The sequence below is a fragment of the Psychrobacter sanguinis genome (assembly GCF_020736705.1).
Taxonomy (GTDB): Bacteria; Pseudomonadota; Gammaproteobacteria; order Pseudomonadales; family Moraxellaceae; genus Psychrobacter; species Psychrobacter sanguinis.
Genome location: NZ_CP085990.1, coordinates 1,623,187 through 1,638,081, shown reverse-complemented (window position 1 = coordinate 1,638,081; position 14,895 = coordinate 1,623,187). Strand labels below are relative to the sequence as shown.

Below are 14,895 nucleotides of genomic sequence, written 5' to 3'. Positions count from 1 at the left end.
CGAGGGGAGGAGGTCAAAAGGATATAAGTGTATGGGTATGTTCGATTATAAAAACTACACTCAACAAGAAGCGGCTAAATTAGTAGAAGATACCAGCCGTCTTTCCGCTTTTACCAATGCATACAATTTTTTTGACTTCATACCTGGTGCGGATGCTCTTAATGTATTAGGGCAAATTAGCGGTAACCTATTTCCCACAAGTATCAATGTAAGTATTCCAGAGGGTTGGAAAGAACTGAAACCAGTAGACTTTGGCGTCAGTGATAGTATGGTCGATAAAGTAGGCTATTTTACTATTCCAAGCCTATACACTGGAACGGCTGTACCTGGTCCGCAAGCTAAGATATTTGGTCAATATAATGAAGCAGAAGAACTGGTTCGGATTAATTTTAGGTGGTGTTCTAAAAAGTAGGCTGACGCTAAAAGTCAATAGGAAGTCTATGCTAAGTTCTCTGGTTCTATATGGCTTTCAAACCTTCAAAAATTGTTCAAATTTTAATCAGCCTACTTTTTGAACCACCACCGGCTATTTTACTATGAGACTACAAGACGCTATTAATGAGACGCATAAAAGGATCACAGACACTCTAGAACAATTTAGTGAATTAATAGACCCTGAGTGGATACAGCAGGCTTTAGAGTATACCGGCAAAGCGAGCATTAGAAGACGTAAGCTACCTGCCGAACACGTTGTTTGAATAGTCATCGGCACAGCTTTATATCGTAACCGTTCAATTTGGTACATCACAGAGCAGATGCGGCTTAATATAGACTCACAGGCCTGCGTACCCAGTGCTGTGGTACAAGCAAGACAACGCCTCGGGCATGAGCCTCTAAAGCAGCTATTTCATCAACTAAGTGCTCACTACCAAACAGAATCACGAGCCCAGCAGCAAGACTTCATGGGACTTAGCGTCCACGCTGTAGATGGCGTCGTATACTCACTCCCATACACTGATGAGAACCTTCAGCAATTTAGCTCAAGCAAAGGCAGAACTAAAGAGGCGCCCTATCCCCAAATGCGTTCGGTATGTCTGATCAATACTGACACGCATGAGATCATTGACACAACCCTTGGAAATATGGGTCAAGGAGAGATCGCCTTAGCCCGTCAGCTAAATATTCAAGACAATAGCATTACGCTCTTTGATAGAGCCTATTTCTCAGCAGACCTACTGATTAGTTGGCAACAAGCCTATCCAAACAGTCACTGGCTTATGCGGGCTAAAGATAATCTGCGTTACACTGTGATTGAAACCTTCAGCGAAGGGGACTACTTAATACAAATGCCCGTCTCTCCCCAAGCTCAAAAGAAAAATCCAAACCTACCCGATACTTGGCAAGCTCGATTAATTGAGTGTCGTTATGAGGGTAAGACAAGACGATACATCACCTCTTTAATAGATGATAAACGATTTACTAAGGATAAAGTGGCACAGCTTTACTTGCAGCGTTGGGAGATTGAGAAGGCGTATCGAGAGATTAACTCTGATCTACAGCAGGGGCTGTTGCTAAGAAGTAAGCTGCCACAGCTTGTTTTACAAGAATTCTGGGCGCTCATGATTGCTTATAATCTAATAAGACGTTTGATGCGATATATGGCCCTTAGAGCTAACGTTAGCCCTCTACGAATTAGCTTTCATATGGCGTCTATTACGATTGTTGATCTGTTACGGTTTGCACCTTTACAGGCTGCAGGACTCTTCCCTAAGTTGTTAGATACACTTTTAGAGGAAGGAAAGTTGTTTGTCATTCCTGAACGCAGAAAGCGATCTTGCCCGAGGGTGGTTAAGGGTAAACCACAAAAATATCCCAAAAAAAATACCAGTCAGCCTTAACTGACTGGCATTACTCATTAAGGGCGTCTTTTTTATAGCTATTTTATCTTCTGTTTAACGTATTATTGTTTAAATAATAACTGAGGAGCTAAGTACATCATCTATCGTTGAGTTTAAAACGGTTAGATATTCGGTCGAAGATAGGCTAACAATCACATCGCTCTTTGATTGAATGGGATGAGCTCGCTAAGTCCATAGCGCTTTGGAATAAAGAAGATGAGAGTTCAATAACATCGCTATAGCCGATGTCATTATTCAGGGCAATCGCACTATAGAAAATACTCGTTTTAAATTAGATTTGCTAAATTAAAGCAAGTAAAAAGTTAGGGAATATAACTAAAATCCTTTTATATATCTTGTATTTTTATTATTGGCAGCTAACAACATCTGCAAAAGGTCAATAATTAATTAAAATGTGGCTAAAATTGATTTGTAGTGCGATTGCCCTGTATCATTATTGAAATCTATAGTCAAAGAACGAATAAAGTGGTCCACTAAAACTTAGGGCATATTCAAAAGACTACCGACAAATGATTCTTAGCAAACTTGACGAAGGCTACAGCTTTCGGGAATTAGCCGAAGAGTATCAAATTAGCCCAACCAATATACAAAACTGGAAGAAACGGCTTGAGCGCAAACAATGCAAACGAATCCCTAGTAAGATAGACAACGATGCCCTTATAGCAGATGTCAAAGCCTATCCTGATGACTATCATTATGAACGAGCAAGGCGATTTAACTGTAGCGACAGAGGCATAGGAAAAGCTCTCAAGCGTCTCGGCATTACTCAAAAAAAAGACACTAAATCACCCTAAAGCAGATGACGATCTAAGGCGTCTATTTCTTGAACAACTGTCTGAGTTTGAAGAAAGCGATAGAGCTATTATTTATTTAGACGAAAGTGGTTTTAAGTCTCATGAGAACCGACCACACGGCTATTCCTATAAAGGCAAACCGTGCTTTGGCAGTTATAACTGGCAACTAAAGAATCAAACCAATGCTATCGGTGCTATTCACAATAATCAACTATTCGCCATTGGCCTTTATGATTGTAATGTCAATGCCGACGTCTTCTATAGCTGGGTGACACAATTGCTACTGCCAAACCTCCCTAAGAACAGCGTTGTTGTTATGGACAACGCCACCTTCCATAAAAGACTTGATATTCAAGAGCTTATTAATGATGCAGGACACTGTATTTTATGGCTACCACCTTATAGCCCAGATTTAAATCCCATCGAAAAAGCCTGGGCTTGGATCAAGCGTAAACGTAAAGACTGGCGTCTGCAGTGTATCGATACTTTGTTCTTTTATTTTCTTTGGCTTTGTAACATTTTTTAAGTTCTTTCACTATATATATCAAATGCCCAGCCTGTCTAAGTAACAATATAAAGAAAAATGGTTTCAAAAGCTAAGGTAAACAAAACTATAAATGCAAAGACTGCAGGCGGCAGTTTATTGGCGACCATGCCTTAACGTACCAAGGCTGTCACTCCCAAAAAGATAGCAAAATACGACATCTTATGGTTCGAGGCAGTGGCATAAAAGACATCGCTTGCGTTGAGAGAATCAGCAAAGGCAAAGTACTAGCCACCCTAAAAAAGTGTCACTACCAAATAACCCCCAAGCAAACGCAATACGACTGTCTTGAAGTCGATGAGCTTTGGACATTCGTAGGTAAAAAGACCAACAAACAATGGCTAATTTATGCCTATCACCGTGAAACAGGTGAAATTGTTGCCTATGTGTGGGGAAAACGAGACCTTAACACTGTCAAAAAGCTTAAAGCTAAACTGCAAGCGCTAGGCGTAAGTTGTGCTAAAATCGCTAGTGATACCTGGGATAGCTTTGTTACTGGTTTTAAGGGCTTTACCCAAGTCATTGGCAAGTTTTTCACGGTCGGCATTGAAGGTAATAATTGCACTATCAGACATCGAGTAAGGCGAGCATTTAGACGAAGTTGTAACTTTTCTAAAAAACTGGAAAATCACTTTAAAGCCTTTGATTTAGCTTTCTTTTACATCAATCATGGGTATGTCTAATGTTAGCCTACTTTTTGAACCACCACCAAATAGCCCATCTACTTATTAGATGGGCTATTTTATTACTTTTATTGAGTTTTTGCCTTAACTGACTGGTATTACCCTCAATGAGGGCGGCTTTTTTATGGTTTTCACAACCCAAATCATAGTAAACAGAACTCGCTAAATAATTCAACTTAAACCAATTAATTTAAACAATCAAACTACTATTTATAATAAGTATTACGGCCTGTTTCTTGATGCTTATAGCGTCTATGAAACCACATCCACTGAGTGGGGTCGATACGAATTAGACCTTCTAATATCTCATTTATACGCGTCGCATCCGCCACTTCATTATTAGTAGGGTAGTTGTCTATGACTGGCGTGATGCTCAAGTGATAATGCGGACGTTTACCTCGAGGCAGATTGTCAGGTGTTTGTCTATAAGTATGTAATGCCATTACTGCTAGAGGATTAGACTTATCTCCCATGCGTGCCAATCGTCTCGGCGCAGTAACCGTAGCGGCAGGTACCCCAAAAAACGGGGCCATAACCCCATGTTTTAGACCATAGTCTTGATCAGGTGAGTACCAAACCACACGAGACTCTCTAATACGGCTTACTAACTTACGCATATTATGATGGTCAATTTGCTCATCAAAAATATGACGACGACCATTATAAATAAACCAATCTAATAACTTGTTGTTTTGGGGACGATAGACACAATCGACCGCAGAGAATTGAGTAAATAAACGACCGCCTAAATCTAACATCGTATAATGACCACCCAATAACAGTACCGCTTTGCCCTGTTTTTTGGCCTCTATCAGATGCTGTAATCCTGAAATAGACACAGTGCGAGTGAAGACATCAGGACGAAACCAAGCACAGAGTGTTTCAAAGACTCCGATACCTTGATTCACGAATACTTGTTTGGCCATAAGTTCACGATCTTCAGCTGCTTTTTCTGGGAATGCCAATGCTAAGTTGACCAAAGTATCCTTTCTACGGCTTTTGGATAGATGATAAAGGGCAATGCCTAACTTGCGCCCAATCCAGAACTGTATACGTAGCGGTAAATAAATCAACGGCAATACCATCGCCAAGAGTAGCCAAATCCCCCAGTATTGAGGGGCCAAAAATGCCATTTCAAAAGGTTTTTTGGGAGCCACTGAGGTTTGTTTGTGGTTCTCACTGATGGTTGGCATGCCTTCTAGAGTAGTCACAGGTTTAGGCGGTTGAGAAGTTAAGGGAGTCTCTAACGCAGTAGGTTTGGCTGTTGTTTGAGGGGTGTAATGTTGTACTGATGAATTAACATAACTCTTATTAGGTTTTTGTTGTTTAGGGTCATCAGCAGGGGGAATAGGAACATTCATAGAGTATCACCATAGTTAGAAGAGCCGGCTGTATTAAACGAACCGGCTGCAACTAAAATAACCAAAAGAATGGTTTGTGGGTAGCTATTAGCGTTGGCTGACTTAGCTGTCTAACTCGTCCCAGCGCTCTAACTTAATCATAAGCTCTTCATCTATCTCAGCAAGTCGTTCACTGGCGGCAGTCGCGGCTTCTAGGTCTGTTGTAAACCATGAGCCATCAGCCAGCTTTTGTTGAAGTTCGGCTTGTTCTTTCTCTAATTGAGAAATTTGCTTAGGTAGGGTGTCAAGCTCTCTTTGCTCATTATAGCTAAGCTTACGCTTTGGCGCTGTTGATGCTTTGTCAGCTGTAAATGAGGCCTCATCTTTACTGGACTTTCTATCAGAATTGGATTTGTTCGCTGTAGCAGACGTCTTAGAGCCAAAGCTGTTTTCACGCTTTTTCTGTATTAAATAATCTTGATAACCGCCAACATACTCTTTAACGATACCATTGCCTTCTTCGTCTTGGTCAAATACCCAAGTCGAGGTCACCACGTTGTCCATAAAGGCACGGTCATGGCTAATTAAAAGAATGGTACCGTCGAAGCTAGCAACCGCTTCTTCAAGTAGCTCAAGCGTTGCCATATCCAAATCGTTTGTGGGCTCATCAAGTACCATGATATTGGCAGGCTTAAGAAGTTGCTTGGCCAATAATACACGGTTTCTTTCACCACCAGATAATGCTTTAACCGGAGTGCGAGCGCGCTCTGGGGCAAACAAGAAGTCTTGCAAATAGCTCATGATATGGGTCTTTTTGCCACCCACTTCAATAAAGTCAGAACCTTCAGAGACGTTTTGAGCCACGCTGGCTTCTAAATCTAACTGATCTCGTAATTGATCAAAGAATGCAATTTTTAGGTTGGTACCTAAAGTGACCGTGCCTCTTTTAATAACTTGATCATCTGACTCACCTAAGATGGCTTTAATTAAGGTAGTTTTACCCGCACCATTAGGGCCAATGATACCAATCTTATCGCCACGAATAATGGTAGTGCTAAAGTTATCTACCAACACATTACCATCATACTCAAGATGTAGGTCTTTAACTTTACAGACCAGTTTGCCACTCTTATCACCACTGGTCATGGTAATGTTGACATTGCCTACTTGCTCACGGCGTTTTCTACGTTCTTCACGAAGCTGCTTCAACTCACGGACGCGGCCTTCGTTACGGGTGCGGCGTGCTTTAATACCTTGACGAATCCAAACTTCTTCTTGCGCTAATTTTTTATCGAAGTTGGCGTTATTCTTCTCTTCAGCCAGTAGTTGCTGTTCTTTTAGCTCTTGATAGCGTGCATAGCCGCCAGCACCTTGGGTCACGTCATAGCTTGACAACTTACCACGGTCTAACTCAATAATGCGGGTTGCCAGTTTGTCAACGAAAGCCCTATCGTGGGTAACGAAAAGTAGCGTTAAACCTTGCCAATCTTTTAAGAATTGCTCTAGCCATTCAATACTGGCCACATCTAAATGGTTGGTTGGCTCATCGAGTAATAAAATGTCAGGCTTAGTAACCAAAGAGCGGGCAAGAAGCACACGGCGTTTACGGCCCCCAGAGAGTGACGACAAATCATCTTCAGGATCTAAACCCATTGTGGTAATAATTTGACGGGCCTCACGCTCTAAATCCCAACCATGTGCTGCATCAATATCATGCTGCAGATTGGACATGGCTTCACAGGCATCCATATCACCGGACGCACATTCATCTGCCTTCTGGTTATAGGCGATAAGTAAATCTACTGTCTTTTTGTCGCCACCCATAACGATGTCTAGGATACGGCCACTGCTTTCAGGGACATCCTGTTCAAGCATGGCAACTTTGACACTGCTATTAATAACTACTTCGCCACTATCTGGAACGATTCTGCCATCAATAAGTTTAAATAGAGTAGATTTGCCTTCACCATTGCGGCCAATCAAACAGACGCGCTCTCCGGCTTCAATACTTAAGTCGACGCCATCAAGAACAGGCGCAACGCCAAAAGCTAAATGAATGTTTTTTAAATTAATAAGTGCCATAAATGTATCATTACCATTATTTTATAAGTTATGTTCTTAACTACTACATGTTAAAATTGAGTACAGTATATCACGCAGACAGCGAATCATAACCTGTCATCGTATTTGGCCTCCCTTTTGGCGTATTTAATTGTCATGAGTTTAAAGTCATTAGGTTTTTGTACAAGGGTAGGGCCAGTCCTCTTTTATCTATATATTTAGAAGAAATCCATGTCAAATTCAGCACAGAACCCCGGCGAGGGTGTTCATCACTTAAAGCAGCAAATAGCCGATTTACAGTCTAACGTGGCCTACTTAGAGCTCACGGTAGATAGTTTGGATCAGGTGATCACCAAACAAGATAAGCAAATTCAAGATATGCAGCGTCAATTGCAGCTAATGTATGCTCAATTAAATAGGATCAGTGACTCAGGCATAGCGCCTTTTGATGCTGCTTCAGAAGTACCACCACACTATTGATAGCCGCAGCTTAGGATTTATTCTGTCTTCATAGCGGATTTAAGTTAGTTACTGAAGTTACGCAGCCCTAAGCAAAGTCAGCTCATCGAAAGCCGCTTTTGAAGCCGCGACAAGAAGTTTAGCTTTAAGTGCGAAATGATTTAATTTAGTGGTTAACTTCAAACATTCAAGCTTAACCGTAGCACAAATAGATAAAAACACATGATTGTGCATTGCCCGTTTAGAATAGGCAGGCGACTTAGCCAAACTGGCATTTTGCTTGAGTGACTTATGAAACACTTCGATTGCCCAGCGTTTTTCATGAAGACTCATGATCTTATCAGCAGGGAGTTGTGAATCAGTACATACCAAATATAGCACACCTAAACTACCGTCTTTGTTTGTAAAGACTTGGCGTATAAAGACAACCTCATGTGGGTAGTCTTTTAAATAGCCTGTCATGGTTTTTTTATCTGGTAGTCCTATCTCATTAATTCGCTGATAACGAGACTGTTTTTTGTCTTGTAGATTCAGAGCGATTAAACGATTGGATTTAAGGGCTGCGATTACATGCTTATCTTTTTTGCGAATATGCTTTAATGTCTGTTTACTGGTAAACCATGAATCCATCAGCACATAACGGAACTTAACTTGGTTGTGGCAAGCGGTATCAACCATGTCTCTTAGCAACTGATTCTTGGTTATCGTGGCTTTGCGTTTGGTTTTTCGAGTACTGATATCACTGTAGCAAATCGGTTTGGTGACAATGTGAAAGGCTATTGGTATCGAGACACCCTCACAATGGTACAAAAAGTTCAGTAAGTTGATGCCTTTGACTGCGGTGTTTGTCGTATGGTCATAGTGCCAGCAATTTGTCTCATTTTCTTTGGTATGGGGTTTTGCTTGTATGGTGTCATCAAATATCAGTACACCGTCTTCGTTTTCTATATCACGTATGGTCGGTTTGACCTGTTGCCATAGATGCTTTGAAGTGTACTCGCTATTTGTTAAAAATCTGGTCACAGCATCATGACTGATGCTACCCTCCATCATCGCCGATAAGCCTGTGGCTGTGGTTTGACCAAAGCTACTGAGTTGATAGTCTGTGTATAAGTCAATCATGTCTTTATTCATGGTGGTAGTATAGCGTTTGTTTAGGTCTTTGCGTAACTTCAGTTAGTTAATGAAAAGTCAGAAGATCTTGTGTAGAAAATAATTATAAATACTCTGCACACGACAAAAAAATCATCCCCACCCTATTTTCATAGGTTTAGGGGGTAAAAAGCTAACTAACTGTCGAAAGACAGTCTTATCATTGTTAAAAAACACCAAGCGAAGGCCTTCAATCAACACATCCAGGCCAAGCGCAAACAAACTGGCTTGAGGTCGAGCGTTTGCCTTCAACTTGCGTTTTAACGGCTTATCTTTGTCTTTATAAATACCGACATGATAAGCCCAACAAAATGCTAAGGCGTTCACTGCAACTAATTTACTGACCCGATCAAGATGGGTTAAGTGGGTATCTTCAAGATTAAAGCCACGGCCCTTTAGACAAGCAAATAAAGTCTCAATTTCCCAACGCTTAGCATAGCTTGTCATCGCATCCACTGTTTCTAGTTGATTGGTTGCGACAATCACTAAACCGTAGTCTTTATCACGCTTGGCAAATACTCGAACCAAACAACCATCGACAGTCAGTATTCGCCCATGTCGATATGTTTCTTGATGGCTAACATGGCGAAATAACTCTTTAATCTGTACCAGCTTGCCATGATGATTCTTAACTTTACTGTTCTTCTTAATCCGTATGGCAAAGGGTATGTGATTATTGGTGAGCCAGTTAAACCATTTTTCGCCAACAAACTCTCTGTCTGCTACTATCATCTCAAGGTTATCTTTGCCAAATTGTTTGATAAACCGCTCAATAAGTTCACAGCGTTCAAGATGGTTTGTATTACCTCGCTTATCTAGCATTTGCCAGTATAAGGGGATGGCTATCCCTTTATATACCACCCCTAGCATAAAGATGTTGAGGTTACTTTTACCCCATTTCCAGTTGGTGCGGTCAATGGTTAAGGTGACTTTGCCTAGTCCAAATAGTCGATATATCATTAAAGCCAGTTGATCGTAGTCTATCCTCGCTTCGGCAAAAAATCGCTGTAGTCTGCGATAGTGGCTGTCGGTCTTGCCACCCTTAGGAAGGTGTCTTGCTATTTTTTTTAAGATTACTGCTTTGAGCAGTAATCAGGGCTATTATCATTAGGCTCAAACAATTGATTCTTGCCTTGTTCATGCTCAGGTTTTGGGTTAAAGTTTCACTAAGTCTGTTAAAGTTTGGCATGGTCTGATTCGTCTTAAAAATTACTATTATGCCTTTGCTTTAATAGACTTTTTTGTTTTTTTTGTCGTGTGCAGAGTTATAAATATATCAAAGTGTTGCAATTTATTTCTTCTTTAAGTAGTATTGCTGGTAATCAATTATTTAGTGGTTGAAATGTAACCCAACAATAATTAGTGTCTATCCCTCTGTTTTATGATTTCACATTTCGTGAAAAGCCTAATCATAAAACCTTAGTGCCCATCCTATAAATGGAATTTTGGAGAAGTTAATGCGCTCTACTTTTATTATCAAACCTCTTGTTACTGCCGTTGCTGCTTTATCTGTTGCAAGCGTTGCTTCTGCTGCTGGTCTTGACCGTTCTGGCCAAGATATCTCTGCCTTTTTACAAGACGGTACCTATGCTGAAACCGTATACACCTATATTGATGCCGATGTAACTGGTAAAGATGTACGTGGTAATAAGATCAAGGATATCGCTGAAGACTATGACTTCTTCCGCTATGGTGTAAAAACAGACATCGACGATACTTTCAGTATTGGTGTGTTATATGATGAGCCTTGGGGTGCCGCTGCTGATTACTCTGGTAACAACATCTTTGTTGCTCAAGGTGATGTGAATGCATCAGTAAATCATATTTCTGGTGGTAAATTTGAGAATGCTCTTCAGGCGCAACAGAAATATAGTGAACTTGAAGGAGCTGTTAAAGCTGAAATCGCTGCAGGTCGTAAGCCTCCTAAAGAGTTAACTGACGCTTTAACACAGGTAGGTGCGGTTTTAGGGGCTGCTGAAGTTGAAGCAAATACTGTAGGTGAAGCGACTAAAGTTGAAGTTCGTACCGAAAGCCTAACTGGTCTAGTGGGTATGAAGTTTGGTCAAAACAAAGAGTTTCAAGTTTATGGTGGTCCAGTCGCTCAGCGCTTAAAAGCTGATGTTAAACTGCGTGGTATGGGCTATGAAGCTGCGACAGGCTATAACTTAAATGTTAATCCAGATACCGATTATGGTTGGGTTGCAGGTTTGCAATACAGTAAGCCTGAAATCGCCCTGAAGGCTGCATTAACTTACCGCTCTGAAATTGATCATAACGTAGACGCTGCTGAAACAATGCCTCTACTAGAGCGTCTTCGTCAGGAATCAAGTGCTGTTAGTAAAATGAAAGTGACTACACCAGAATCAGTAAACTTTGACTTCCAAACGGGTATTAACCCAACCACGTTAGCAACCGCTAAAGTACGCTGGGTGCCATGGAGTGACTTTGCGATTACCCCACCAGTTTACAACCAATCTACTAAGCGTGTTTATCCTGAAGGTCTAAACTTAGTTGATTATGCTGATGACCAATGGCAGGTTGAGCTAGGTCTGGCTAAGCGTGTGGCTGATAACCTAGCTGTATCTGGAACAGTAGGTTGGGACAGTGGTGCGGGCAACCCAGTTACTTCACTAGGTCCAATTGAAGGTTACTATAGTGTGGGTCTAGGTGCTAAGTACGACTTTAATAAAAACTGGGCAGTCTCAGCGGGTGGTAAATACTTAATGTTCGGTGATGCCAAAGGTAAAATCCCTAACGATAACATCGTAGGTAACTTCGAAGATAACGACGGTTTTGCACTGGGTGTTAAGCTATCTTATCAAGATAAGTAAAGACTTGATTTTTTTCGAATTATAAAAAAGCAGCCTTATGGCTGCTTTTTTTGTATTGTGAGAAATCGCCAAAAGAGTGGTTGCTTTATAGTCATAGCCCTTAAAAACAGTCACACAGCCAAAGAAAATAGAAGAATAACGTATCGATACAATCTATTCCCCAATCTTGACGCTTTTTCTTAACCCAAGCCCAAGTTTGCTCAATAGGGTTTAAGTCAGGACTATAAGGCGGTAACCATAGAATAGTGTGTCCTGAATCTTCAATGGTTTTTTGAATATCAAGGCCCTTATGGAAAGTTGCATTATCCATAACGATCACACTATTAAGGGGAAGTTGTGGTAATAACAGTTGCTGAGCCCAGCTATGGAATACATCACTATTAACACTACAGTCGTAAAGACCTACTGCGAATAACTGATTATTGTAAATAGCACCTATAGCATTGGTTTGGTTTTTTAGTTGCCAGTTATGCTCGCCAAAGCACTTCTCACCTTTTTTGGCATAGCCGTAAGGTCTGTAATCATGTGCCTTGAAGCCACTTTCATCTAAGTAAACGACAGGACAGTTGTCTTTTTCATGCTGGGCTAACTGCTCAGCGAATAACTGACGTTTTTCTTCATCTGATTTAGGATGATGCAGTGTCTTTTTTTTGAATAATACCAAGTCGCTTCAGTGCACGACTGATGCTTCTTTGGCTACAGTTAAGACGTCTTGCTCGTTCTATTTGATAAGCATCTGGGTAAAGCTCAACATCTGCTTTAAGCCGATCGCTATCCACCTTGTAAACAGTATAGACGTAAACTTTACGCTCAATGTTCTTTTTCCAACGCTGAATTGTCGTTGTACTGATTTGATATTCTTCGGCAAGCTCTCGATAGCTGTAACCTTCGTCAAGCTTGTCTAATATCATTTGTCTGTAGTCTTTTGAATATGCCATCTTATCAGTGTATCTTATTTATGGGGCTATGACTATAGTATGAAATATTAACTATTATTAATACAAGTATATACGCTGTATTACACACTTGTAATATAACGACATAGATTTTAGAATATACCGTATTCCTGGCACAGGATGGCCAAATATTCAAACTCGTCATAGTTGTCTATGAGAGTAGAAATTTGGGTATTAATTTTTCATGGAGGATTCCAAATGTCACAAAAGTTCCCTATCTCTAAGCTTACGCTTGCTCTTTTAACCTTACCCTTAGCTAGTTTATCTCACGCCGCCGGCCTTGACCGCTCAGGCCAAGACACCACTGCCTTTTTTCAAGATGGTACCTATGCAGAAGCTGTGTATACCTATGTAGATGCTGATGTCTCTGTACACGACAAAAATGCTCAAAGTCTCAAAGGTCGTGGACTAGGAGACAAATAACTTATTAGAACCTCAAACACACGCCGATTGCCAGCAAAGAAATACTCACGCAAACCATCAATCAAAACATCCAAACCAATAGCAAACAAACTTTGCTGAGGTCGACCATGTTTCTTAAGCTTTCGTCTTTTAGGGTGCTGCTGTACAGTTTTAATCCCAATGCGATATGACCAACAAAATGCTAGCGCACAAACCGCCACTAACTTACTTACCCGATCCAACTGTGTAAGATGCGTATCTTCAAGATTAAACCCTCGTCCTTTAAAACAAGAAAACAAGGTTTCAATCTCCCAGCGTCTGCTATAAAGAGCCATAGCATCCGTATGATCTAAATTGTTGGTCGCTATGATGACATAATCGTTGTCAGTATCACGCTTTGCAAATAGACGAACTTTAACGCCATATACGGGAACAGCTCTGGCTAACATAAACGTTTCATGAGGGGATAGATGACGTAACAATGTCTTTATTTGTACCAATTTACCCTGATGATTGGCTACTAGGGTGTTGTGTTTGATGCGAATGCAAAACTTTATTTGCTCTTTATTTAGCCATTGAAACCACTCTTTGCCAACAAACTCTCTATCGGCTAATACATACTGTATTTTGTCTGCGCCAAAGGTGTTGATGAACGTTTGTATGAGCTCACATCTCTCATTACTATTGCTGTTACCTTTTTTATCAAGTAGTGTCCAGTATAAGGGAATAGCGATTCCTTGATGAACAACGCTGAGCAAAAAGATGTTAATGTTCTTTTTACCCCATTTCCAGTTGGTTCTGTCTATGCTGATGATGACTTCGTCTAAGTCAAAGAGTTGATAGATGAATTTGGCTAACTGGTCTTGGTCTATGTCAACTTGTGCAAAGAAGCGTTGTAGCCGTCTGTAATTACTGTTTGTCCTACCTTTGACAAATCCTCTTGCTATTTGTTTGAGGTTACTACTTTGTACTTGTATTATCGCTAGAGTAATTAAGCCTAAACACGTCAATCTTGCCTTGTTCATGGTTAGGTTTTGCGATAATATATTTATGAGCTGATTAAGGTTTGGCATAGTGTGGTTCGTAAGAAAAATTACTATTATGCCTTGTCCTTAGTCAGCTTTTTTGTTTTTGTCGTGTACAGAGAACGGTGATACACGCATACCAACGATTACGACTGTCTTGTACTATCTCTAAGGTGTTAATTTGATATAGGCTTAGGTTGTAGCTATCGAATACATCGATGATGAGCTTTTGACCTTTAGATAAGGATAGCTGTATGGTTGATTTAAGTGCCTTCTTACCTGTCTGCCTTGTTTGCAAATACTTGATAGCAGATTTCTTAAAAGGCATCCATCCCAATGATTTACGCTTGGCATCAGGTCTATTAGTACGCCAGTTAAGTTTCGCTTTTTTAAACTGCTTGCGAGATTTAGCATGAGTCTCGTTAATGGCTTGTAAGGTTTGGCTGTGTAGACCTAAATACTCACCGCTACCTTTGGTGTATTGGCTTAAATCATAAGCTGAAAAGTACTTACCTGTGCGTCTTAAATGCTCAAAGCTTAACGCATTAACATAGTTCCACGCATAGTTAACACTCCCAGCTAGTTTGTTTAGCTGGTTTGCATGTTTGTCTTTGATGCGTAGTTTGAGTGTTTTCATATATTCAGTATGGCAAGATTAATTTTAACTTACAACCCTTTAACTGCTTCTTACGACAGTGTATGTCGCCTTATATCCACACCCTGAAGTGGGTGGTTTTACGGCGACTGGTGATAAATGGCTGTAGAGTTGCCGTTGAATAGCCAAGCTTG

Annotated in this window: 12 protein-coding genes and 4 pseudogenes; 8 read left to right on the top strand and 8 right to left on the bottom strand. The window is 40.6% G+C overall.

Annotation, left to right across the window (positions count from 1 at the left end):
- Positions 1-31 precede the first annotated feature (31 nt).
- The 5 genes and pseudogenes from LK453_RS06950 to LK453_RS06930 all read left to right on the top strand — a co-directional run bounded on the left by LK453_RS06950 (position 32) and on the right by LK453_RS06930 (position 3,880).
- Positions 32-412 (top strand): hypothetical protein, encoded by a 381-nt coding sequence (locus LK453_RS06950; protein ID WP_007395629.1) that lies wholly within the window; start codon positions 32-34, stop codon positions 410-412.
- A 124-nt stretch (positions 413-536) separates the two neighbouring features.
- Positions 537-1,838: pseudogene (locus tag LK453_RS06945) on the top strand (IS4 family transposase).
- A 530-nt stretch (positions 1,839-2,368) separates the two neighbouring features.
- Positions 2,369-2,653, top strand: a complete 285-nt coding sequence (locus tag LK453_RS06940) for an IS630 transposase-related protein (RefSeq protein WP_227945135.1) — start codon at positions 2,369-2,371, stop codon at positions 2,651-2,653.
- Between the two features lie 31 nt (positions 2,654-2,684).
- Positions 2,685-3,179: pseudogene (locus tag LK453_RS06935) on the top strand (IS630 family transposase); the annotation flags it as partial.
- 11 nt (positions 3,180-3,190) lie between these two features.
- Positions 3,191-3,880, top strand: a pseudogene (locus tag LK453_RS06930) (IS1 family transposase).
- A gap of 206 nt (positions 3,881-4,086) precedes the next feature.
- Here the strand turns inward: LK453_RS06930 and LK453_RS06925 are convergent.
- Positions 4,087-5,037 (bottom strand): LpxL/LpxP family acyltransferase, encoded by a 951-nt coding sequence (locus tag LK453_RS06925; RefSeq protein ID WP_441344410.1) that lies wholly within the window; start codon positions 5,035-5,037, stop codon positions 4,087-4,089.
- A gap of 306 nt (positions 5,038-5,343) precedes the next feature.
- On the bottom strand, positions 5,344-7,302 hold the full coding sequence (locus tag LK453_RS06920) for an ATP-binding cassette domain-containing protein (protein WP_007395623.1): 1,959 nt from the start codon (positions 7,300-7,302) through the stop codon (positions 5,344-5,346).
- Positions 7,303-7,512: 210 nt separating this feature from the next.
- On the opposite strand from LK453_RS06920, the gene LK453_RS06915 reads away from it, so the two are divergent.
- The gene (locus LK453_RS06915; protein WP_007395622.1) at positions 7,513-7,761 is read left to right on the top strand and encodes a SlyX family protein; all 249 of its coding nucleotides are present in this window, start codon (positions 7,513-7,515) and stop codon (positions 7,759-7,761) included.
- 57 nt (positions 7,762-7,818) lie between these two features.
- Here LK453_RS06915 and LK453_RS06910 read toward each other — a convergent pair whose 3' ends face one another.
- Both LK453_RS06910 and LK453_RS06905 read right to left on the bottom strand, forming a co-directional pair.
- On the bottom strand, positions 7,819-8,874 hold the full coding sequence (locus tag LK453_RS06910; RefSeq protein ID WP_201529970.1) for an IS701 family transposase: 1,056 nt from the start codon (positions 8,872-8,874) through the stop codon (positions 7,819-7,821).
- 111 nt (positions 8,875-8,985) lie between these two features.
- Positions 8,986-9,954, bottom strand: coding sequence for an IS4 family transposase (locus LK453_RS06905; protein ID WP_227954075.1), 969 nt, complete (start codon positions 9,952-9,954; stop codon positions 8,986-8,988).
- Positions 9,955-10,349: 395 nt separating this feature from the next.
- On the opposite strand from LK453_RS06905, the gene LK453_RS06900 reads away from it, so the two are divergent.
- Positions 10,350-11,723, top strand: coding sequence for an OmpP1/FadL family transporter (locus LK453_RS06900; protein ID WP_201538624.1), 1,374 nt, complete (start codon positions 10,350-10,352; stop codon positions 11,721-11,723).
- A gap of 100 nt (positions 11,724-11,823) precedes the next feature.
- On the opposite strand, the gene LK453_RS06895 is transcribed toward LK453_RS06900, so the two are convergent.
- Positions 11,824-12,387, bottom strand: coding sequence for an IS630 family transposase (locus LK453_RS06895; RefSeq protein WP_227945136.1), 564 nt, complete (start codon positions 12,385-12,387; stop codon positions 11,824-11,826).
- Entirely contained in the window at positions 12,350-12,661 is a 312-nt protein-coding gene (locus LK453_RS06890; protein ID WP_201538686.1) for an IS630 transposase-related protein, read from the bottom strand. The genes LK453_RS06895 and LK453_RS06890 overlap by 38 nt, the downstream gene beginning before the upstream one ends.
- 216 nt (positions 12,662-12,877) lie before the next feature.
- On the opposite strand from LK453_RS06890, the gene LK453_RS06885 reads away from it, so the two are divergent.
- The gene (locus LK453_RS06885; RefSeq protein ID WP_201538688.1) at positions 12,878-13,102 is read left to right on the top strand and encodes a hypothetical protein; all 225 of its coding nucleotides are present in this window, start codon (positions 12,878-12,880) and stop codon (positions 13,100-13,102) included.
- Here the strand turns inward: LK453_RS06885 and LK453_RS06880 are convergent.
- Both LK453_RS06880 and LK453_RS06875 read right to left on the bottom strand, forming a co-directional pair.
- Positions 13,066-14,154 (bottom strand): IS4 family transposase, encoded by a 1,089-nt coding sequence (locus LK453_RS06880; protein WP_201538654.1) that lies wholly within the window; start codon positions 14,152-14,154, stop codon positions 13,066-13,068. The two genes, LK453_RS06885 and LK453_RS06880, sit on opposite strands and share 37 nt — an antisense overlap.
- A 73-nt stretch (positions 14,155-14,227) precedes the next feature.
- Positions 14,228-14,743 (bottom strand): annotated as a pseudogene (locus LK453_RS06875) (RNA-guided endonuclease InsQ/TnpB family protein); the annotation flags it as partial.
- Between the last annotated feature and the right edge of the window lie 152 nt (positions 14,744-14,895).

Excerpts from the sequence above, each read along its gene's own strand:
- LK453_RS06920 (WP_007395623.1), bottom strand. The coding sequence starts at position 7,302 with ATGGCACTTATTAATTTAAAAAACATTCATTTAGCTTTTGGCGTTGCG.
- LK453_RS06885 (WP_201538688.1), top strand. The coding sequence starts at position 12,878 with ATGTCACAAAAGTTCCCTATCTCTAAGCTTACGCTTGCTCTTTTAACC.
- LK453_RS06880 (WP_201538654.1), bottom strand. The coding sequence starts at position 14,154 with ATGCCAAACCTTAATCAGCTCATAAATATATTATCGCAAAACCTAACC.
- LK453_RS06910 (WP_201529970.1), bottom strand. The coding sequence starts at position 8,874 with ATGAATAAAGACATGATTGACTTATACACAGACTATCAACTCAGTAGC.
- LK453_RS06915 (WP_007395622.1), top strand. The coding sequence starts at position 7,513 with ATGTCAAATTCAGCACAGAACCCCGGCGAGGGTGTTCATCACTTAAAG.
- LK453_RS06900 (WP_201538624.1), top strand. The coding sequence starts at position 10,350 with ATGCGCTCTACTTTTATTATCAAACCTCTTGTTACTGCCGTTGCTGCT.
- LK453_RS06950 (WP_007395629.1), top strand. The coding sequence starts at position 32 with ATGGGTATGTTCGATTATAAAAACTACACTCAACAAGAAGCGGCTAAA.
- LK453_RS06890 (WP_201538686.1), bottom strand. The coding sequence starts at position 12,661 with ATGGCATATTCAAAAGACTACAGACAAATGATATTAGACAAGCTTGAC.
- LK453_RS06940 (WP_227945135.1), top strand. The coding sequence starts at position 2,369 with ATGATTCTTAGCAAACTTGACGAAGGCTACAGCTTTCGGGAATTAGCC.